This window comes from Streptomyces sp. 130, assembly GCF_007096885.1.
Classification (GTDB): Bacteria; Actinomycetota; Actinomycetes; order Streptomycetales; family Streptomycetaceae; genus Streptomyces.
This window is the reverse complement of record NZ_VJNO01000047.1, coordinates 15,239-34,897: the sequence shown is the minus strand read 5'-3', so window position 1 is coordinate 34,897 and position 19,659 is coordinate 15,239. Positions and strand designations below refer to the sequence as shown.

The following is a 19,659-nucleotide window of genomic DNA, read 5'->3' as shown; positions in this document are numbered from 1 at the left end:
CCGGGGTGCCGCGCGAGCCTCGGAAGGTGCGTGTCGCGGCGGCCCCGGGGCCGAGGTCGCAGGTCAGGCCTGGACGGGTGGGGTTCCGTGGGTGTGGAACGACTCGATGGTCTGCAGACCCCAGGCCTGGCCCTTCTTCCGCTCCTGCTCGGTCCAGGTGACCAGGGGCCAGTCGGGGGCGAGTACGAGCCGGGTGAGCGGGTTGCAGAGCTCGATGCGGTTGCCGCCGGGCTCGTAGACGTACAGGAAGAACGTCTGCTGGATGGCGTGCTTGTGCGGGCCCGTCTCGATGAACACCCCGGAGTCGATGGCGAGGTCCGCGGCGCGCAGGATGTCCTCGCGGGTGTCGGTGGCGAAGGCGATGTGGTGCAGGCGGCCCTCGCTGCCGGTCCAGTCGGACGTGTAGACCACGTCGTATGACTTGTCGGTGAAGGTCAGCCAGCGGGCCGCGATCTTCCCGGAGTCGAGCCGGATCTGCTCCGTGGGGCGGGCCCCGAGGACCTGTTCCTGGAACTCGGCGTTGGCCAGGACGTCGGCGGCGAGGAAGTTGATGTGGTCGAGGCGGCGCACGCCGACGCCGCGGTTGGGTTTGGCCTGCGGCTGGTTCTTGAGGGCGGGTTTGAGCGCGTCGGGGGCCCGGTAGTACTCGCTCTCCCAGTACAGGGCGTGCTCATGGCCGTCGGGGTCGGTGGTGACGTAGAGCCTGCCGAGTCCGGGTTCGTCCTCCGCCCAGTGCCCCGTACCGCCCGCGGCCTCGACGGCTTCGACGCGGCGTCGGAGGGCTTCCTCGCTGGAGGTGCGCAGGGCGAGCCGGCCGAGGCCCGGCTGCTCGCGGGCGGTGAGGACGAGGCTGTGGTGTTCGTAGTCGTCGAAGGTGCGGAGGTAGACCGTGTCGCCGTCCTGTCCGTTGACGGTGAGACCGAGGAAGTCGGTGAAGAAGGCGACGGAGGCGTCCAGGTCGGGGGTGAAGAGCTGGGCGTGGCCGATGTGCGCGATGTCGCCGAGCGGCGGAGTCATCCTTGGTCTCCTGTGAGGGGTGTGGTCGGCGGCGTGCGCGGGGAGCGGGGGAAGACGGTGCCGTCGAAGATCTTGCGGGCTGTGCGGATCACGGCGGTGCGCTGGGCGCGTGGCCGGTTGCCGGATGCGGGGTCGATGCTGCTTTCGATGTCGGTGAAACCGGTGGGGTGCTCGATGCGGAGCCGGTCACCGCGTTGCGGGAGTGCGGCTATGCCGTGGGCGACGCTTCCCCCGATGCGCAGTCCGGCGGCCACGCTCGCGGCCCCGAGAACGCCGATCGCGGTATGGCAGCGGACCGGGATGAACGTACGGGTGGTGACCACTCCCCCGTGCCGGGGCGGGGCGAGCAGGGTCAGCTTGGGCACCGTGGCGGCGGAGACGTCGCCGAGGCCCATCAACTCGCCGGCTGCCAGCCGGATGTCGCGGAGGCGTGCGGCCAGCGTGTCGTCGGCCTCCAGTTCGGCGGGATCCTCGTAGCCGGTGACGCCGAGGGATTCGGCGGGGACCAGCACGGTGGGCATCCCGTTGTCCACGCAGGTGACCTCGACGCCGGCGATGTCGTCACGCACGTGTCCGGTCGGCAGCAACGCCCCGGTGCGGGGCGGGAACTCGATGACGACGGCGGCAGCGCTTCCGGGCACTCCGGAGATCTCGGTGTCACCGCCGTACTCGGCACAGCCGCTGGGCGTCGGGAACTTCGCTGTGGCGAGGTCGCCGGAGTTGAGCATGCGGATGCGTACGGAGGTCTCACCGTCGCCCGGAGCGACCAGGCCGCGTTCGACGGCGAAAGGGCCGACTCCGGCGAGGAGGTTTCCGCAGTTCTGCCGGTCCGACACTTCCGGTTCGCCGACGCCGATCTGAAGGAAGAGGTAGTCGATGTCGGCCTCAGGGTCGGCGGAGACCGACACGACGGCCACCTTGCTGGTCAGCGGATGCGCGCCGCCGAGGCCGTCGATCTGGCGTGGATCCGGGCTGCCCATGATCCTCAGGAGCAGATCGTCCCGGTCGGCGGGGATCCGGGGCAGGTCGTCGGCCAGGAAGTAGGCGCCCTTGGAGGTGCCGCCCCGCATGAGCATGCAGCGGATACCGCCGGGCCCGGTCACGCGGTCGGCTCCTCGTAGGCCTGGTACTCGACACCGAGTCGCCGCAGGGTGTCCCGCAGCCCGTAGCGGTCCAGGCCGAGCCGGCCTTCCTGGAAGGCGGCGCGCGCGGCGGCCTCCTTCCGCTCGCGTGCCTCGGACGCCTCAGCGGTGGTTTGGGCGCGCTCGCGGGGGACGACCACCACACCGTCGTCGTCGGCGACGATCACGTCGCCCGGGCGGATCACCTGGCCGCCGATCACGATCGGTACGTTGACGCTCCCCCCGGTGGCTTTGACGGTGCCCTGAGGGCTGACAGCCGCAGACCACGCGGGGAAGCACATCGCGCGCAGTTCGGCGGTGTCCCGGATACCGGTGTTCATGACCACGCCCCGCACGCCACGGCGTTGCAGGGCCGTGGCGAACAGCTCGCCGAACAGGCCGTCGGTACAGGGCGAGGTGGTGGTGACGACGAGAATGTCGCCCTCGGCGCACTGTTCGACCGCCGCGTGAATCATGAGGTTGTCACCGGGCCAGCACAGCACGGTCACAGCGGTGCCCGCGACGCGCACGTCCTGCTGGACCGGGCGAAGATGCGTGCCGAGGAACCCGGTGCGGCCCATCGCCTCACCGACCGTGGCCGTTCCGTAGCCGGCGAGGGCCTCGACGACCTGCGCCTCGGCCCTGGGCGGGTTGGTGACGATGACGCCGGGCATCAGGCGAGCTCCTTCGCGATCTGCGGGTAGGGGCGCATGTACGCCTCGGCCATGGTCTTGTGCGCGAGGCCCAGGTTCGGGCCCGCGTTGCGCTTGAGCTGGACTCCGCGGCGCACGGCGAGATCGGTGTAGTAGTCCCACAGATGCTGCTGGGCACCCAGGCACTCCATCGCTTCGCGCTTGGTGTCCCAGACCTCGGTGATGTCGAGGAGGACCTCGGGCTTGAAGCCGCTCATCTCGGGCTGGTGGGGTTCGAAGTAGAAGACGGGCGGGGCGCCGATGATCTCGCCCTCACCGGGGTAGCCGATGGCCTGGGCCAGGACGCGGGCCTCCAGGGCCATGCGGTTGGCAGCCGGGTGGTCACCGTTGTAGGGGTCCTCGACGGGGTGCGTGAGGACGACATCGGGCTGCGTCTCCCGGTAGAGCGCGACCAGCTGGTCGGTCAGGTCGGCGGTGGCCACCAACGGGTAGTCACCCGCGTCGTAGAAGCGGACATCGGCGCCGAGTACGGCGGCGGCGCGTTCGGCTTCGTCGCGCCGCATCGCCTTGATCTCTTCGAGCTTCCTGCCCTCGCGCCAGGCCCTGGCGGATTCGCCGCGCTCGCCGAACGTCAGGCAGGCGATGGTGACCTTCTCCCCGCGCGCGGCGGCCAGCGCGATGGCACCGCCGGCGCGCCACACGAAGTCCCCGGCATGGGCAGTGACGACCAGTGTCGATCGAGTGGTTTCGGCGTGCGCGCCGGTGGCGTGGGTCATGCTGTATCTCCTTGGTGACAGGTTCGCGCCCGCCCCAGGGGTGCGTCAGTCGTCGCGCAGAGCGTCGATCACGCTGCTGAGGTGAGCGCGCACGGCCGCTTCGGCCGCTCGCGGGTCCCTGGTGGCGATCGCCTCGATCACCGCCAGGTGCTCATTCAGGGACTGCTGCGGGCGCCCCGGTCGCAGCGCCAACTGGAAACGGTGACGCACCAGTTGTGCGTTCAGCCGCTCCAGCAGACCGACGGCCGTCTGCTGGCCCGAGATGTCCCGGATGCGGGCGTGCAGGTCGTGGTTGAGCTCGGAGTAGAAGACCGGATCGCCGTCGGCGACCGCCTTGGACATGGCTTCGCCCAGGCCGGTCAGTTCATCGAGCTGTGCGTCCGTCGCGACCTCGGCGGCCTTGGCCGCGCACAGCCCTTCGAGGGCCATCCGGCACTCCGTGATCTCCACGGCCTCCTCCACCGTGACCACACGCACGCGCGACCCGCGGTTGCGGACCCGCTCGACCAGCCCCTCGGAGGCCAGGTCCAGCAGCGCCGCCCTGATGCTGGCGCGGGTGACGTCGTACTGCTCGGCGAGTTCGTTCTCCACCAACCGCTGGGCCGGCGCCATCTCTCCTTGCAGAATCGCCTTCCGCAACCGCTCCAGCGCGTACTGCTTGGCCTGCTCTCCGGAGCCTGGACGGGCTTCCTTCGGCATGTGCCCTCCCTGAGTGAGTGCCTGTCGAAGCTAAATCTAGCGAACAGAATTGTCAACGATTTTGTTCACATCTAGCTGGGGAGGGCTGGACCGTGCGGCCGGGCGTCCTCGCGCCGGGGAGCTCGTCCGTCACCGGTGTCCGGTGGCGGATGCGGCGCAAGGTGACGGCCGCGGCGAGGGTCGCGCAGGTGGCTACCGCGAGTGCGGCGAGGGGCCAGCGGGTGTACGCCGTCGTGCCGCCGTAGCCCAGGGCCACGTACAGCGTGGTCCAGGACGCCTCGGCGAGGACCATGGCGCGGGCGAAGCCGCCGGCGCGCATGCCGCTCGTGGCGGCGCCGACCGTGCCGGTGAAGCGGCCCGCCGGCAGGTAGCGGAGCACCAGCAGGAGCGCACCGCGGCTCTTCAGCCGGGCCGCGACCGTGCGGACCGTGGTGGAGCGCCGGCCCAGCGGGAGACGGCGGGCTGCCGCGTACAGGAGCAGGTCGCCGCCGAGGGCGCCGGTGAAGACGGCGGCCCAGACCAGGGGGAGCAGCAGTTGGCCCCGGGCGGCGAGGGCTCCTCCGGCGAGTACCAGGGCGCCGTTCGGGACGAGGGGGGTGGCGAGTGCGGCGGCCACCACCAGGTAGTACCAGGCGGCGGCGTCCGGGCCGGACAGCAGGTCCATTCCTGTCCCCCTTCGTCCGGCGCCCCGCCGGCCGCCCCTGTTCCACGTTAGGGACGGGGCGGTCCCGACGACAGCACCCCTGCCGTACGGCCGGGGTTCAGCCAGCTGCACCCCGGCTCGTCCTGAGCAGTTCGGCGGTGCGGAAGGCGAGGTCGAGGGACTGGCCGTGGTTGAGGCGGGGGTCGCAGACCGTCTCGTAGCGGAGCGGGAGGTCGTGCAGGCCGAGCTCGCCGCTGCCGCCGACGCACTCGGTGACGTCGGTGCCGGTGAGTTCCACGTGGATGCCGCCGGGGTGGGTGCCGAGTGCGTGGTGGACCTCGAAGAAGCCGCTCACCTCGTCGAGGATGTCGTCGAAGCGGCGCGTTTTGCGGCCGTCGGGTGCGGTGAAGGTGTTGCCGTGCATCGGGTCGCAGACCCAGGCCGCGCGGACTCCGTCGGCGGTGGCCTTCTCGATGAGGGCGGGGAGGCGCTCGCGCACCCGGTCCGCGCCCATCCGTACCACGAAGGTGAGGCGGCCCGGTTCGCCGCGGGGATCGAGCCGGCGGGCGTAGGCGAGGACTTCGTCGGGCTCCGTGCCGGGACCGAGCTTGACCGCGACCGGGTTGTCGATGCCGGCGAAGAACTCGACGTGGGCGCCGTCCAGGGCGCGGGTGCGTTCGCCGATCCACAGCAGGTGACCGCTGGTGGCGTACCGGCGGCCGGTGCCCGGGTCGGTGCGCACCAGTGCCGATTCGTAGTCGAGGAGCAGGCCCTCGTGGCCGGCGTAGAACTCCATGGTGCGCAGGGCGGCGGGGTCGGCTCCGCAGGCGCGCATGAAGAGCAGGGAGCGCTCGATCTCGTCGGCGAGAGCTTCGTAGCGGCGGCCCGCGAGTGAGGAGTCCACGAAGCCGCGGTTCCAGGTGTGCACCTGGTGGAGGTCGGCGTAGCCGCCCGTGGTGAGTGCTCTGAGCAGGTTGAGGGTGTTGGCGGAGGCGTCGTACATCCGCAGCAGCCGGCCGGGGTCGGGGCGGCGGGCTGTCTCGGTGAACGCGATGTCGTTGACCGCGTCCCCCCGGTAGGCGGGCAGGGTGATGCCGTCGCGGGTCTCGGTGGGGCTGGATCGCGGTTTGGCGAACTGCCCGGCCATCCTGCCGATTTTGACGACCGGCACGGCGGTGGCGTGCATGAGTACGACCGCCATCTGGAGCAGGGTGCGCAGTTTCGCCTCGACGGCCTGGGCGGAGAGGCCGTCGAAGGCTTCGGCGCAGTCGCCGCCGTGCAGCAGGAACGCCTCGCCCCGGGCCACGGCGCCGAGGCGTTCGCGCAGCCGGTCGCATTCCTCCGCGAAGACCAGTGGGGGTGCGGTGGCCAGGTGTGCGGTCACCTCGCGCAGCCGGTTCTCGTCGGGCCATTGCGGCTGTTGGGCGGCCGGCCGGGACCGCCATCGGTCGGCGGCGCCTTCCGCAGCAGCGTCGGTCATGTCAACTCCCGCTCTCCAACTGGTATCTGACGCCCAGGCATATGGGCCGTGGGACATGCAATCCGGAGGGCGGGCCCGGGGCAACGAAGGCGGGCAGTGGTCCGGTGCCCCGTGCCGTGAGTGGCCTGCGTGGCCGGGCCCGGCGGGCCGGGTTGCCTAGCATCCCGGCATCTTCCAGCACGTCCCGGCACAACGAGAGGATCGCGATGCCAGACGCCCCGGCCCGGGCGGCGAGCAGGCTGCTCCGGGTCCGCCTGACCTCCGCCCCGCTGCCCCCGCACGATCCGCTGGCCCTGTACAGCGCGCTCGTCGCCGAGTCCGGGCGGCGCGAGGTCTTCCTGTTGGAGAGCCTGGCCGGGCCGGAGGACGAGCGCCGCCCGGCCGTGGTCGGTCACGGCCGGCTCGCCGAGATCCGCGTCTTCGCCGCGCATGTCCAGGTGGAGGGCGCCGATGCGGTGCGCGCCGCTCTGGGGTGGGCGGCGGTCGCGGCGGGCCTGCGCGGTGGGCCGGGGGGCCTCGACGGCGGTGACCGCTTTCTGTTCGACGAACCGGCGCCGATGTGGGACTTCCTGGCGCGGGCCCAGGCGCTCTTCGGCGTCGAGACGGACGTGCCGTCCTCGGAGTTCGCGTTCGGGTTCCTCACCACGGTCGGCTACGCGGCCGCCTGGCACATGGAGTCGCTGCCGGTGCGGGAGGACCCGGAGCGTGGCGGGCCGGATCTCACGCTGACCCTGTTCCGCGAGACCGTCCGGTACGACCACCGCTCCGGCCGGGTGGTCCATCTCGTCGCCACCGCTCCGGACCTCCCCGCGCCGCCGGGGCCCGATGTGTACGCGCTGGCGGTGCGGGCGGCCGGCCTGCCCGCGCCGGGCTGTCCGGCGGCTCCGGCGCCGGTGGGCGTGCGGGACTCCGTGGACCGGGAGACGTTCCTCGGGTGGGCGGCGCGGTGCCTGGAGCACATCGGGGTCGGTGACATCTACCAGATCCAGATCGGCCACCGCCTGGATGTGACGACCGGGCTGGCACCGGAGGAGGTGTACGCGCGCCTCCGGTTCCGTAACCCCTCCCCGTACATGTATCTGTGCCCGCGCGGGGACAGCACTCTGATCGGGGCCAGTCCGGAGCTGCACATCCTGATCGAGGGCGACCGGATCCGGATGCGGCCCATCGCGGGGACGGCGCGGCGCTGCGACGATCCGGTGGAGAACGAGCGGCGGGTGAAGGAACTGCTGGCCAGTTCCAAGGAGCAGGCCGAGCACGTGATGCTGGTGGACCTGTGCCGCAACGACATCGGGCGGGTGTGCCGGCCGGGGACGCTGTCGGAGGACGCGCTGATGACGGTGGAGGAGTTCTCCCACGTCTTCCATCTCGTGTCCACCGTCAGCGGGCGGCTGGAGCCGGGGGTCACCGTGTGGGAGGCGCTGGCCGCGACGTTCCCGGCGGGGACGATGACGGGCGCGCCGAAGCTGCGGGCCATGGAGATCATCGACGGGCTGGAGCGGGAGCCGCGCGGGATCTACGCGGGCGCGGTGGGTCTGGTCGATGTGCGCGGCTGGTGCGAGCTCGCGCTGTGCATCCGTACGATCGTCCACTCCGGCGGTACGTACGCGACGCAGAGTTCGGCGGGTGTGGTGGCGCAGTCGGTGCCGGAGGCCGAGTGGCAGGAGACGCTGGCCAAGATGGGCGCCGCCTACTGGGCGCTGACGGGGGAGGAGTTGCGGTGAAGGTGCTGCTGGTGGACGCGTACGACAGTTTCGTCCACATCATCGATCAGTATCTGCGGACGCTGGGGGCGCGGACGGAGGTCGTCCGGTCCGGGACGCGGACGCCGGAGCAGCTGGCGGGGGCGGCGCCGGATGCCGTGGTGCTCGGTCCGGGGCCGGGGCATCCGGCGGCCAGTGGCCATGTGGAGCTGGTGCGGCACTTCGCGGGCCGGGTGCCGTTGCTCGGGGTGTGTCTGGGGCATCAGGCGATCGCGCTGGCCTTCGGGGGGCGGGTGGCGGTCGCCGGTCACCTCATGCACGGGCGCAGCAGCGCGGTGGTGCACGACGGGTCGGGTGTGTTCGAGGGGCTGCCGGAGCGGACCGTCGTGACGCGCTACCACTCGCTGGTCGTGGAGCGGCCGCTGCCGCCGGTGCTGCGGGAGACGGCGTCTTCGGTGGACGACGGCTATGTGATGGGGCTGGCTCATCGTGATCTTCCGGTCGAGGGTGTGCAGTTCCATCCGGAGAGCATTACGACGGAGGCGGGGCTGAGCTTCTTCGAGAACTTCCTGGCCCGGGCGGCGGGCGTCCCCGCCGGGTGACCGCCGGGTCGCGTCACGCGGTGCGTGCCCGTCGTCCGTCGGTCAGGCCGGCGCAGACCTCGCCGAGTACGCGTACCGCCTCCGCGAGGGCGGTGCGGGTCGGTGAGGCGTAGCCGACGACGAGGGTGGGGCGGGCCAGCCAGGGCCGGTGGTGGTACGCGCGGCCGCCGCGCACCAGGACGGAGTGGCGCCTGGCCCCGGCGATGAGCGAGGGTTCGTCCACGCGGTGCGGGAGCTGGAGGCAGGCGTGCAGTCCGGCCGTGGTTCCGGCGATCCGCGCTTCGGGGAGGTGCCGGCGTACGGCCTGGTGGAGCGTTTCGGCCCGGGTGCGTAACCGGGCGCGCCGGCGGCGCAGGTGGCGGTCGAAGAGGCCGGTGGCGAGGAACTCGGCGAAGGCGAGCTGGGTGAGCGCTTCGCAGCCGAGGTCGCGGCGGGCGCGTGCTTCTTCCAGCGGTCCGTGGAGCCGGGGCGGGACGGCCAGCCAGCCGAGCCGCATGCCGGGTGCGAGGGACTTGCTCGCGGTGCCGGCGTACAGGACGCGGGAGGGGTCGAGGCGTTGCAGGGCGGTGGGGCGGCGGCCGTGCGTCAGCCAGAGGTCGCCGTCGTAGTCGTCCTCGATGATCCAGCCGTCCGCCTCCTGGGCCCAGCGCACGAGCGCGGCCCGGCGTTCGGCGGACAGGACGACGCCGGTGGGGAACTGGTGGGCGGGGGTGACGAGCACGGCGTGGGCGCCGCTGCGGGCGAGCGCCGTCACGTCGATGCCGTTCTCGTCCACGGGCACCGGCAGGCAGCGCAGTCCGGACTCGCCGATGAACTGGCGCTGCCGGGGGTGGCAGGGGTCCTCGACGGCCAGGGTGTCGATGCCGAGGCGGGGCAGCACTTCGCACACCATGCCGAATGCCTGGGCGAATCCGGCGACGACCATGACGTGTTCCTGTGCGGTGTGGACCCCGCGTGCCCGTCCGAGGTAGCCGGCCAGTTCGGCGCGCAGCTGGGTGAGCCCGGAAAGCGGGGGGTAACCGAGGTCGCGCGGTTCCATGCGGCGTACGGCTCTCTGGTACGCGGTCAGCCACTCGCGCTCCGGGAAGGCGGCCGGGTCGGTGGTGTGGGCGCGCAGGTCCCAGCGGGCGACCGGCTCGGGGCGGGAGTCGGCCAGCAGGGTCGGTGTCTGGGCCGCAGCCGTGAGGTGGGCGGCGACGCGGGTGCCGGAGCCATGGGCGGCTTCCAGGTAGCCCTCGGCGACGAGCTGCCCGTATGCCTCGACCACCACGCTGCGGGAGAGCCGGAGGTCTTCGGCGAGCTGCCGGCTGGACGGCAGCCGGGTGCCGGGGTGGAGGGCGCCGTCGGCTATCTCCCTCTTGATGCTCTGCTGGATCTGGACGGTCAGCGGGAGCTCGTGCTCCCGGCTCACGTCGATAAGGGTGTTCCACGGCATGGTTCGGGGCTCACTTCCAGGACGGGCGCGCGCGTGTTCCGGTAACTGGTCCGGGCGCGGCGCGGCCAACTGGTCTTCGGGCGGGCGGTTTCCGGCACGAGACTGAGACGTGGTCACGTTGGGGAATCAGGCGCTGGAAACACGCCGGGGAACACGGAGGAGACGTCCCGTGACGGAGCATTCGGATCCGGCCGGCTGGCCCGCTCTTCTCGCCTCGCTGCTCGGCGGCCGGGCGCTCACCTCGGAGAGCACGGCCTGGGCGATGGACCAGGTCATGCGCGGGCTGGCGTCGCCCGCCCAGCTCGCGGGTCTGCTGGTGGCGTTGCGGGCGAAGGGCGAGACGGCCGAGGAGGTGCTGGGGCTGGTGCGGTCGATGCACGCGCACGCGGTGCGGCTCGATGTGCCCGGACCCGCCCTGGACATCGTGGGTACCGGTGGCGACGGGTCCGACAGTGTCAACATCTCGACCATGGCGGCGATCGTGGCGGCGGGCGCGGGCGCCCGGGTCGTCAAGCACGGCAACCGTTCCGCCTCTTCGGCGTGCGGTTCCGCAGACGTGCTGGAGGAGCTGGGGGTGCCGTTGCGTCTGCCGCCCGGGGCGGTGGCGCAGGTCGCCGCCGAGGCCGGCATCACCTTCTGCTTCGCGCCCGTCTTCCATCCGGCGGCCCGTCACGCCGCCCCGGTCCGGCGGGAGCTGGGGGTGCGGACGATCTTCAACTGTCTGGGGCCGCTGACCAATCCGGCGTCGCCCACGGCCTTGGCGGTGGGGGTCGCGGACCCCGCGCTGGCGCCGGTCGTCGCGCGTACGCTCGCCCTGCGCGGGGTGTCGGCGCTGGTGTTCCGGGGTGACGACGGCATGGACGAGCTGACGGTCACCACTACCTCCCGGGTGTGGTCGGTGCACGGCGGCGAGGTGCGCGCCGAGTCGTTCGATCCGCGGGACGCCGGGGTCCCGCTGTCGCCGGGCGGTGCGCTGCGCGGCGGTGACGCCCGGTTCAACGCGGAGGTCGTACGGGCGGTGCTGGGCGGGGAGCGGGGCGCGGTGCGTGACGCGGTGCTGTTGTCGGCAGCCGCCGGGCTCGCCGCGCTGGACGCGTCGGTGGCCGGACGGCCGGTCACCGGAAGCGTCACGGAGCGCATCGCGGCGGGACTGGACCGGGCGGCGCGCGCCGTGGACTCGGGGGCGGCGGCCGGTGTGCTGGACCGCTGGGTCGCCGTCTCCGGGAAGCTGGCGGGCGCCGCGGGCTGATGGTGCGGCACCCACCGGGTGGTTACCGGCCGGCCGGGACCGCGCGCCCCGCTTCGAGCAGTGCGGTGACGGCGGCGGACGGGCGGTCGGACCTGACGAGGCTTTCGCCCACGAGGACGGCGTCGGCGCCGAGGGCGCCCAGGTGCGCGACGTCGTCCGGGCCTCGCACCCCCGATTCGGCGACCGTGATGACGTCGTCCGGGACCCGGGGGGCCAGCTGCCCGAACAGCGAGCGGTCGATGTCCAGGGTGCGCAGGTCGCGGGCGTTGATGCCGACGACGCGGGCGCCCGCGGACAGGGCCCGGTCCAGCTCCCGGCGGCTGTGCACCTCCACCAGCGGGGTCATGCCGAGGGAGACCGCCCGGTCGACGAGGTCGGTGAGTTCGGGCTGGCGGAGCGCCGCGACGATGAGCAGGACCAGGTCGGCGCCGCAGGCCCGGGCCTCCCACAGCTGGTACGGGGTGACGTGGAAGTCCTTGCACAGTACGGGTGTGCGGACCGCGTCCCGTACCGCCACCAGGTCCGCCTGGGAGCCGCGGAAGCGGCGGCCCTCGGTGAGCACGCTCACGGCGGCCGCGCCTCCGGCGGCGTATTCGGCGGCGAGGGCGGCCGGGTCCGGGATGGCGGCGAGTGCGCCCTTGGAGGGGCTGCCGCGTTTGACCTCGGCGATGACCTGGACGCCCGTCGGGCGCCGCAGGGCGCGGGCCGCGTCGAGCGGGGGTGCCGCGCGGTGCGCGAGGTCGACCAGGTGGTCGAGGCCCCTTTCGCGTTCTCTGCGGGCGGCGTCCTCGCGGGCGCCGGCCACGATGTCCTGGAGTACGTTCACGTCCTTCTCCTCCCGTTGTGGTTCAGAGGGCTTTGAGGTGGCGTGGCCGGGGTTCGATGCCGGCCGGCGGGAGCGGGGGCGCCTCGGTGGTCGGGGCGTCGTCCTCGGGGGCGTACCGGTCGATGAGCCACAGCAGCGGGGAGCTGAGCGTGGTGGTGGCGAGCGCCATGATGAACAGGGCGAGGAAGAGCGGCGGGCTGAGGATTCCGGCCTGGTAGCCGGTCTGGAGCGCCGCGATCTCGGTGAGCCCGCGTACGTTGAGCAGGGCGGCGAGCCGCATGCTGGTCGCGGGTGGCCTGCCCGCGGCCCGGGCGCCGAGGTAGCTGCCGGTCAGCTTGGCGCCGACCGCGAGGGCCAGGGCGAGGACGACGGCCTGCCAGGAGAAGTCGCCGAGCGGTGCCGCGCCCAGGGACATCCCGGTCACCGTGAAGAGGAGCGGCAGGGCGGTCCGGCCCCAGCCGCCGACGGTGCGGGCGGCCCCGGTCCAGGCGCCGCGGCCGTCGTCGGACGGCAGGGCGAGGGCGATCAGGAGGGCGCCGAGGACATCGGTCAGGCCGAGACGTGCGGTGATGAGGACCGCGGCGACCGCCGCCGCCGCGGTCAGCGCGAGGGGCACGGTGCGGGGCACGCGGGCGGCCCAGGCGCGGGCGGATGCCGTGCCGCCGGCCCGGCGTACGGCCCAGGCCAGGAGCAGGCCGACGGCGAAGGCGGTGTACGGGTCGGCCTTGCCGCCGCCCGCGGCGAGGCTCACGGCGACGGCGAGCAGCATCCAGGTGATCGCGTCGATGGTGACGGCGACGGCCATGGAGAGCCGGCCGACGGGAGTGTGCAGCAGCTCCCGGTCCGCCAGGATGCCGGCCAGGACCGGTACGGCGGTCACGGCCAGGGAGACGCCGAGCATGAGCACCAACGCGCTGGTGGGGGCGTCGCCGCGGAGTTGCGGGCCGCCGTGGCGGAGCACCCAGACGGCCAGCAGCGCGCCGCAGCCCAGCGGGAGCAGCGCGGAGCCCGCCGCGGTGAACGCGACGGTGCGGCCGCGCAGTTGCCCGGTTCCGGAGCGGATCTCGTGGACGGCGCCCACGAGGAACAGGGCGAGTGCGAGGTGGCCGGCCTTCTCCAGCAGGGGCCAGCCGGTGAAGTCGTGCGGCTGCCAGTCGAGTCGGGCGGCCAGAATCCAGCCGAGCAGCAGGGAGGCCATGATCTCGCCGACGATCTCGGGCTGGCGCAGCAGCCGTGCCAGCCGGCGGCCGAGCACGGCCGCGGGGACGATCAGTGCGCACGTCGCTACGGCGGGGATGTACGAGAGGCCGTCCACGGGCCTTCCTCTCTGGGATGCCGCGCCGCGGCGCGCACGCCCGTGCGCCCGGCACCTTCGTCGTGCCGGTGCGGGGCGTGCGGATGTGGCGTGCGCGGGCGGGGCAGTGGCGATCGTTCCGCGATCGGCGGCGCGACGGTGCGGGCCGCGGGGAGCACCGGGGTGGCGGCACGCGCGGCCCGGTCGTGTCCCTGGCGGGGCATGACCGGGCACCCGGTCGGGGCCGGGCGGCCGGCCGGGCCGGTGTGCCCGTCCGGCCCTGACGTGCAGCATCCTGCTCGGTGGAGGCCGCGCGGACCATGCCTTTTAGCCCCAGCGGAAATACGCACACCACGCGAGGCGGTGCGCGGGGCGGGCCGGCCGACTCGGCCGGGTCAGCCGGCCCGGTCGGCGAGCAGGAGGAGGGAGAGGTGCCGGTCGTCCGGCTCCTGGCCGACCAGGCGCTCGTGGATCAGGGCGTCTCCCAGCGGGGTGAGCGCGTGCTGGACGCTGTTCGCGGTGCGGACCGTGGTGATGAGCCCGGCGGTGCGCAGGACGGAGGTGTGCTGGCTGACGGTGGCCGAGGAGACGCCCGCGCGTTCGCTGATCTCGGTGGTGCTGCCGCTGCGGGTCAGGGCGAGGAGGACGGCGGCCCGGGTGCGGCCCATGAGGGCGCTGAGCGCGCCGCCGACGCCCTCGGACGCCTGCCACAGGGAGTTCGCCCACTTCGGGTCGATCGGGACGGGGTACGAGAGGATCAGCCGGCCGCTTTCGGCTCCGAGTCCGGTGAGGATGGGCGGGCGCCCGGCGAGGAAGACCGAGGGGGCCAGGATGAGCGTGGTGGCGGAGCCCACGTCGTGGCCGCGCCCCGGGACCTCCAGCAGGGGCGGCTTCCAGTGGACGGCCGGGTGGAGGGTGGCCAGCATGCGTCCGATTCCGTGGCTCAGCATGATCTGGCCGCGCGCGGTCCGGTCGGCGCTGAGCCGGCGGCTGATGCCCTCCCAGTACGGGAGCACCGCGACGCGGCAGAACCGTTCGAAGTCGCGGGCGATCTGGGACTGGTTCCGCAGGACGTCGGTGTCGGCTCCGAATTCCGGGTCCTCGTCCTGCATCACGAGCTGACCGATATCGGTCAGAGGGCGTACGCTCCGCGCCAGCCTGATGAGTTCCCTGACATCTTCCGAACCACCCAGGCGGCGCCGCCATAACTTGAATGCGGAACCACCCGCGCCTAAACTCAGCATTTCCAGAGCAAACAGTGTTTCTCTTCTGAGGCTCCCTTCCGGAAGCACGCTGACTCTCGACAGTGCATCCGCTGTGAGATGAACGCGCCGCACAACTAACCCCTCCCCCGCGAAGGACCTTTGATATTTGCGGTCATTACCGCCCTTAATCCTGCACCCGCTTCCGGCCGAGCACAGTACCGACCACGACACTGTCGGGGTACAGCCTGCTGTACCCCGACAGGTTCAGCGGCCCTATCGGTCCGCGTACGGTCGCTCCCGCGCCGCCCCGTACCCGCCGAGTGCCGGGAGCCAGTCGGAGCGCCCGCGTTCGTAGGCCGCGATCCGGTCGGCGTGCCGCAGGGTCGCCGCGATCGGGTCCTCACCGGCCAGCATGCGCCGCCGCGCTCGCGGTTCGATAGCGAATGGCCAGTCCCGGCCGGCCGCCGCGATCCGGCACCGCGCCAGGTCGACGGTGACGGCGAGCCCGGTGTCCTTTTCCGCCAGCTCCATGAGGGACCGCACGGCCGGTTCCAGAAGATCCACGAGAAGCAGTCCGTTATTGGTTGCATTACGCCGGAAGATATCTCCGAAGCCGGTCGCCACGACGACCTTGAAACCGCCGTCCCGCAGCGCCCAGACGGCATGCTCCCGTGAGCTTCCGATACCGAAGTCGCGGCCGGCCAGCAAAATGCTGCTGCCCCGGTGCTCCGGCCGGTCGAGCACGAATCCGGGCTGTTCGCGCCATCGGGCGAAGAGCGCGTCCTCGTAACCGCTCTTCGTCACCCGCTTACAGAACTCACCCGGCACGATCTGGTCGGTGTCGATATTGTCCCGGCGCAGCGCGACGGCGCGGCCGACGTGCACGATGAACGGTTCCACGAATCCTCCTGTGCGGATGCCGGCCGGGATCAGCCGAGGTCGGACGGTGCGGCGAGGCGGCCCGCGACGGCGGAGGCCGCGGCCACCTCGGGCGACACCAGGTGGGTGCGGGCGTTCGCCCCCTGCCGGCCCTCGTAGTTGCGGTTGGACGTGGAGGCGCAGCGCTCCCCGTTGCGGAGCCGGTCGGCATTCATGCCCAGGCACATCGAGCAGCCGGGGAGCCGCCACTCGGCGCCCGCGCCCAGGAACACCTCGTGCAGCCCCTCCGATTCGGCCTGGCGGCGCACCTGTACCGAGCCCGGCACCACCAGCAGCCGGGTCCCGGGGGCGACGGTACGGCCCTGGAGCACGTCGGCGGCGGCGCGCAGGTCCTCGATGCGGCCGTTGGTGCACGAGCCCAGGAAGACGACGTCGACGGGCACGTCCCGCAGCCGTGTTCCGGGCTTCAGGTCCATGTACTCCAGTGCGCGCCGGGCCGCCTGACGCTCCGCCGGGTCGGCCATCGTCTCCGGGTCGGGGACCGCTCCGCCGAGCTGGGCGACCTGGCTCGGGTTCGTGCCCCAGGTCACCAGGGGCGTCAGGCCCGACACGTCCACGGTCACCGTGCGGTCGAAGACCGCGCCCTCGTCGGTGCGCAGGGAGCGCCAGTGCGCCTCCGCCCGGTCCCACCGGGCGCCCGACGGGGCGTGGGGCCGGCCGGCGAGGTAGGCGAGGGTGGTGTCGTCCGGTGCGATCATCCCGGCCCGGGCGCCCGCCTCGATGGTCATGTTGCACAGCGTCATGCGGGCTTCCATGGACAGGGCGCGTACGACGTCGCCCCGGTACTCCACGAGGTGGCCCTCGCCGCCGTTGGTACCGATCTCTCCGATGAGCGCGAGGGCCAGGTCCTTCGCCCCGACGCCGGCCGGGAGCCGGCCGGTGAATTCTGCGGCCATGGTGCGGGGCCGGTCGATGGCGAGGCACTGGGTGGCGAAGACATGCTCGACGTCGCTGGTGCCGACGCCGAAGGCGAGGGCGCCGAGCGCGCCGTGCGTCGAGGTGTGGCTGTCCCCGCATACGACGGTCATCCCCGGCTGCACCAGGCCGAGTTGGGGCCCGACGACGTGCACGATGCCCTGCCGGTCGTGGCCCGCGCGGTACAGCTCGACGTCATGGCGTTCGCAGTTGGCGCGCAGGGTCTCCAGCTGTGTCCGGCTGACCGGGTCGTCGAGCCGGTAGGAGTCGGTCGGTACGTTGTGGTCTTCCAGGGCCAGGGTGAGGTCGGGCCGGCGCAGGGCGCGCCCGGCGAGGCGGAGGCCGTCGAACGCCTGCGGCGATGTCGCCTCGTGCGTCAGGTGCAAATCGACGTACAGCAGATCGGGTTCGTCGTCCCCCTGGTGCACGACATGACTTTCCCATAGTTTTTCGGCCATCGTTCTCGGCTTCGTTGCCGAAATCATTCCGCCTCCGCACCGGATCTCGAAATTTTCCTTACCTTCACATCGGCGCGAATGGACGGCGAGACCATTTAGCGGAGCATGAAAATCGCTGCTCAAATGGCGTCCCGCAGGCGGCCGGTACAGCTCGCCGTAGCATCGGCGTTCATTCAGTGTCACCCCGGCCGGGGTTCTGCCCTCACTGTGTTTCCTGCCGCCCGGCGGCACGATGTGCGGCATGAGGGAGAAATGCCGTGGGGTGGGGGCCGAAAATGACGCGTACGGCACGCTGGAAGCGGACCGGGATCTCTCTCGTGCTGAGCGCCGTCGCGGTGCTCGGGGCGGGGAGCTGGACCGCGGGTGTCGAGCAGATCGCGGTCACCGGCCCGGCGCCGGGTGCGGCTGCCTGGCGCGCTGACCATGTGCTGGGCCTGTCGTTACCCGACCCGGCCACGGCGGCCCCGTCCCGCGTCGCGGGGTTCTTCGCCCGGCTCGACGCGCGGGAGCGGGAGCTGCTGGCGCGCCGTCACCCGCTGACGGTCGGCAACCTGGACGGGGTCCCGGCCGAGACGCGCTACCGGGCCAACGAGCGGGCGCTGCGGGCCGAGTACTCCGCTCAGCTCGGGCGCTCCGCCGACGCCTCGCTGCCCGCCAGGGAGCGTGAGCACGCCGCGGAGCGGGCCGGCCGGGTCCGCCGCCTGCTGGCCGGGGGCCGCCGCATCCTGGCCTTCGACCCGCGCGGCCGGGGCCAGGTCGCCGAGGTCTTCGGGGACCTGGGCCGGGCCCGGCACGTGGCCGTCGTGGTTCCCGGCTCGGACGCGGACCTGATGTTCTACGACGGCGAGGAGGCCGGTCCGCACGTGGGCTGGTCCGGGCGGGCCCGGTCGCTGTACGAGCGGATGCGCTCCGACGCGCCCGGGACACCGGTGGCCGTCGTCGTCTGGGTGGGTTACACCACGCCCGTGGGGCTCGGCGTGGACGCGGCGACGGACCGGCTCGCCGAGGCCGGGGCGCCGCGCCTGGAGCGCTTCCTGGCCGGTCTCGCCGCCATCGGCGCCCCCGTGCCGACGGTGCTGTGCCACAGCTACGGCTCCGTGGTGTGCGGGCTGGCCGCGCCCCGGGCGGGCCGTGACGCCATCTCGGACCTGGTCCTGTTCGGCTCCCCCGGGGTGCGGGCCGGTTCGGTGGCGGATCTGGGCACCGATGCCGCGGTGTGGGCCGCCCGGGCGCCCTCGGACTGGGTGCGCACGGTGGCCGGGGTGAACTTTCTCGGCCTCGGACACGGCACCGACCCGGTCGATCCGGACTTCGGCGCCCGCCTTTTCTGCGCCTCCCGGGTGCGTGACCACGGCGGCTACTTCGACCCGGGCAGCGACGCGTTGAGGGCGTTCTCCGCCATCGCGCTCGGCCGCTTCGCGACGCCGTGCTGACCGGGGTGCGCCGTGTGGTGCGTTCCGTGGAGGAGCGCACTCCGCAACGCCGTGACCGGGCCCTCGACGGGCTGCGCGCGCTGGCGCTGACCGCGGTCCCGCTCGGCCACTGGCTGCTCGGCGGGTTCACCCTGGACGCGGCGGGGCGCTGCGCAACTCCAGTCCGCTCGCGGCGTTCGGCGGCCTGGCGCCGGTCAGCTGGGTCCTTCAGATGCTCGGCATCTTCTTCCTGGTCGGCGGTCGTGCCGCGGTGCTGTCCCGGGACCGGGCCCGGGAGCGCGGGGTGGGCGGCCGGGTGTGGCTGGGCCGCCGGGTGGCGCGGCTGGGCCGGCCGGTGGTGGCGGTCACCGCGGTCTGGGCGGTGCTGCTTCTGGTGCTGCGGGCGGCCGGGTTCCCGGCGGGCACGCTGCGCAGTGCGGTGACGCTGGTGGTCCAGCCGCTGTGGTTCGTCGGGGTGTACGTGCTGCTCACCGCGCTCACGCCGGTGTGCGTGCGCGCGGCGCGGCGGTTCGGGCTGTGGTCGGCGGGGGCGCTGTTCGCGGCGGTGGCGGTCGTGGACTTCCTGCGGTACGGGCCGTGGTCGGGGGTGCTGCCCGGCTGGATCGGGCTGCTGACCGTGGTGCCGGGCTGGCTCTTCGCCTACCAGTTGGGCATCGTCTGGGCCGGGGGGAGGCTGGACCGGCGGCGGGCGCTCGGGCTGCTCGCCGGCGGGTGCGTGGTGTTCGCGGCGCTGCTGACCGTGTTCGGGTACCCGGCCAGCATGGTCGGTGTGCCCGGTCAGGGGCGCACCAACTCCCACCCGCCGTCCCTGCTGGTGCTGGCGCTGGCCGCCGCCCAGTGCGGCGGGGCGGTCCTGGTCCGCGCGCGGCTGGCCCGGGTGCTGGCCCGGCCCGGGCTCTGGGCGGTGACGGTGGGGGTGAACCTGTGCGCGATGACCGTGCTGTGCTGGCACCAGTCGGCGATGCTCGCGGTGGCCCTGCCCGCCTCGCGGGCCGGGGCGGTGCCGGGGCTGATCGGCGCGCCGGACACGGTGGGGTGGATCGCGGCCCGGCTGCTGTGGCTGCCGGTGTTCGCGTCGGTGCTGTTCCTGGTCACGCTGGCGGTTCGCCGGTTCGAGCGCCCCTGGACGGGCATGGCCCGTGTCCCGCGCACTGTGATGGGCGTCCTGGCCGTCGGCTTCGCCGCGTACGCGCTGTACGGATGACCCGGGT

Annotated in this window: 17 protein-coding genes and 1 pseudogene; 5 read left to right on the top strand and 13 right to left on the bottom strand. The window is 72.9% G+C overall.

Annotated elements, in window-relative coordinates:
• Positions 1-63 precede the first annotated feature (63 nt).
• From FKN01_RS28475 to FKN01_RS28445, 7 genes are all read right to left on the bottom strand, one after another.
• A complete protein-coding gene (locus FKN01_RS28475) occupies positions 64-1,017 on the bottom strand; it encodes a catechol 2,3-dioxygenase (RefSeq protein ID WP_143625534.1) in 954 nt (317 codons plus the stop codon).
• Positions 1,014-2,120, bottom strand: a complete 1,107-nt coding sequence (locus FKN01_RS28470) for a 4-oxalomesaconate tautomerase (protein WP_185993022.1) — start codon at positions 2,118-2,120, stop codon at positions 1,014-1,016. The genes FKN01_RS28475 and FKN01_RS28470 overlap by 4 nt, the downstream gene beginning before the upstream one ends.
• Complete coding sequence (locus FKN01_RS28465; protein WP_143625533.1) at positions 2,117-2,812, bottom strand: 4-carboxy-4-hydroxy-2-oxoadipate aldolase/oxaloacetate decarboxylase; 696 nt, start codon at positions 2,810-2,812, stop codon at positions 2,117-2,119. The genes FKN01_RS28470 and FKN01_RS28465 overlap by 4 nt, the downstream gene beginning before the upstream one ends.
• Positions 2,812-3,567, bottom strand: coding sequence for a PIG-L deacetylase family protein (locus FKN01_RS28460; RefSeq protein ID WP_143625532.1), 756 nt, complete (start codon positions 3,565-3,567; stop codon positions 2,812-2,814). The genes FKN01_RS28465 and FKN01_RS28460 overlap by 1 nt, the downstream gene beginning before the upstream one ends.
• Before the next feature lie 45 nt (positions 3,568-3,612).
• Complete coding sequence (locus FKN01_RS28455; RefSeq protein ID WP_143625531.1) at positions 3,613-4,266, bottom strand: GntR family transcriptional regulator; 654 nt, start codon at positions 4,264-4,266, stop codon at positions 3,613-3,615.
• A 52-nt stretch (positions 4,267-4,318) separates the two neighbouring features.
• On the bottom strand, positions 4,319-4,930 hold the full coding sequence (locus tag FKN01_RS28450; protein ID WP_143625530.1) for a DedA family protein: 612 nt from the start codon (positions 4,928-4,930) through the stop codon (positions 4,319-4,321).
• Between the two features lie 97 nt (positions 4,931-5,027).
• Positions 5,028-6,389, bottom strand: coding sequence for a class II 3-deoxy-7-phosphoheptulonate synthase (locus FKN01_RS28445; RefSeq protein ID WP_143625529.1), 1,362 nt, complete (start codon positions 6,387-6,389; stop codon positions 5,028-5,030).
• Between the two features lie 206 nt (positions 6,390-6,595).
• Here FKN01_RS28445 and FKN01_RS28440 point away from each other — a divergent pair, with 206 nt between their 5' ends.
• Both FKN01_RS28440 and FKN01_RS28435 read left to right on the top strand, forming a co-directional pair.
• Positions 6,596-8,113, top strand: a complete 1,518-nt coding sequence (locus tag FKN01_RS28440) for an anthranilate synthase component I family protein (protein ID WP_143625528.1) — start codon at positions 6,596-6,598, stop codon at positions 8,111-8,113.
• The gene (locus tag FKN01_RS28435) at positions 8,110-8,694 is read left to right on the top strand and encodes an aminodeoxychorismate/anthranilate synthase component II (RefSeq protein WP_143625527.1); all 585 of its coding nucleotides are present in this window, start codon (positions 8,110-8,112) and stop codon (positions 8,692-8,694) included. The genes FKN01_RS28440 and FKN01_RS28435 overlap by 4 nt, the downstream gene beginning before the upstream one ends.
• 13 nt (positions 8,695-8,707) lie before the next feature.
• On the opposite strand, the gene FKN01_RS28430 is transcribed toward FKN01_RS28435, so the two are convergent.
• A complete protein-coding gene (locus tag FKN01_RS28430) occupies positions 8,708-10,105 on the bottom strand; it encodes a PLP-dependent aminotransferase family protein (protein ID WP_260697046.1) in 1,398 nt (465 codons plus the stop codon).
• A 193-nt stretch (positions 10,106-10,298) separates the two neighbouring features.
• Here FKN01_RS28430 and trpD point away from each other — a divergent pair, with 193 nt between their 5' ends.
• The gene (gene trpD, locus FKN01_RS28425; protein WP_143625525.1) at positions 10,299-11,378 is read left to right on the top strand and encodes an anthranilate phosphoribosyltransferase; all 1,080 of its coding nucleotides are present in this window, start codon (positions 10,299-10,301) and stop codon (positions 11,376-11,378) included.
• Positions 11,379-11,400: 22 nt separating this feature from the next.
• Here the strand turns inward: trpD and trpC are convergent, their stop codons facing one another.
• From trpC to leuC, 5 genes are all read right to left on the bottom strand, one after another.
• Entirely contained in the window at positions 11,401-12,204 is an 804-nt protein-coding gene (gene trpC / locus FKN01_RS28420; protein ID WP_143625524.1) for an indole-3-glycerol phosphate synthase TrpC, read from the bottom strand.
• A gap of 22 nt (positions 12,205-12,226) precedes the next feature.
• Positions 12,227-13,519, bottom strand: a complete 1,293-nt coding sequence (locus FKN01_RS28415) for a cation:proton antiporter (protein ID WP_143625523.1) — start codon at positions 13,517-13,519, stop codon at positions 12,227-12,229.
• Positions 13,520-13,893: 374 nt separating this feature from the next.
• On the bottom strand, positions 13,894-14,610 hold the full coding sequence (locus tag FKN01_RS28410; protein ID WP_260697050.1) for a helix-turn-helix transcriptional regulator: 717 nt from the start codon (positions 14,608-14,610) through the stop codon (positions 13,894-13,896).
• Positions 14,611-14,976: 366 nt separating this feature from the next.
• Complete coding sequence (gene leuD, locus FKN01_RS28405) at positions 14,977-15,603, bottom strand: 3-isopropylmalate dehydratase small subunit (RefSeq protein WP_143625521.1); 627 nt, start codon at positions 15,601-15,603, stop codon at positions 14,977-14,979.
• A 29-nt stretch (positions 15,604-15,632) separates the two neighbouring features.
• Positions 15,633-17,042 carry a 3-isopropylmalate dehydratase large subunit gene (gene leuC, locus FKN01_RS28400; protein WP_143625520.1) on the bottom strand — a complete coding sequence of 470 codons (1,410 nt, stop codon included), beginning with the start codon at positions 17,040-17,042 and terminating at the stop codon, positions 15,633-15,635.
• A 248-nt stretch (positions 17,043-17,290) separates the two neighbouring features.
• Here leuC and FKN01_RS28395 point away from each other — a divergent pair, with 248 nt between their 5' ends.
• Positions 17,291-18,448, top strand: a complete 1,158-nt coding sequence (locus FKN01_RS28395; protein ID WP_143625519.1) for an alpha/beta hydrolase — start codon at positions 17,291-17,293, stop codon at positions 18,446-18,448.
• Positions 18,445-19,652 (top strand): annotated as a pseudogene (locus FKN01_RS28390) (acyltransferase). Before FKN01_RS28395 ends, FKN01_RS28390 begins: the two are co-directional and overlap by 4 nt.
• The last annotated feature ends 7 nt before the right edge of the window (positions 19,653-19,659 follow it).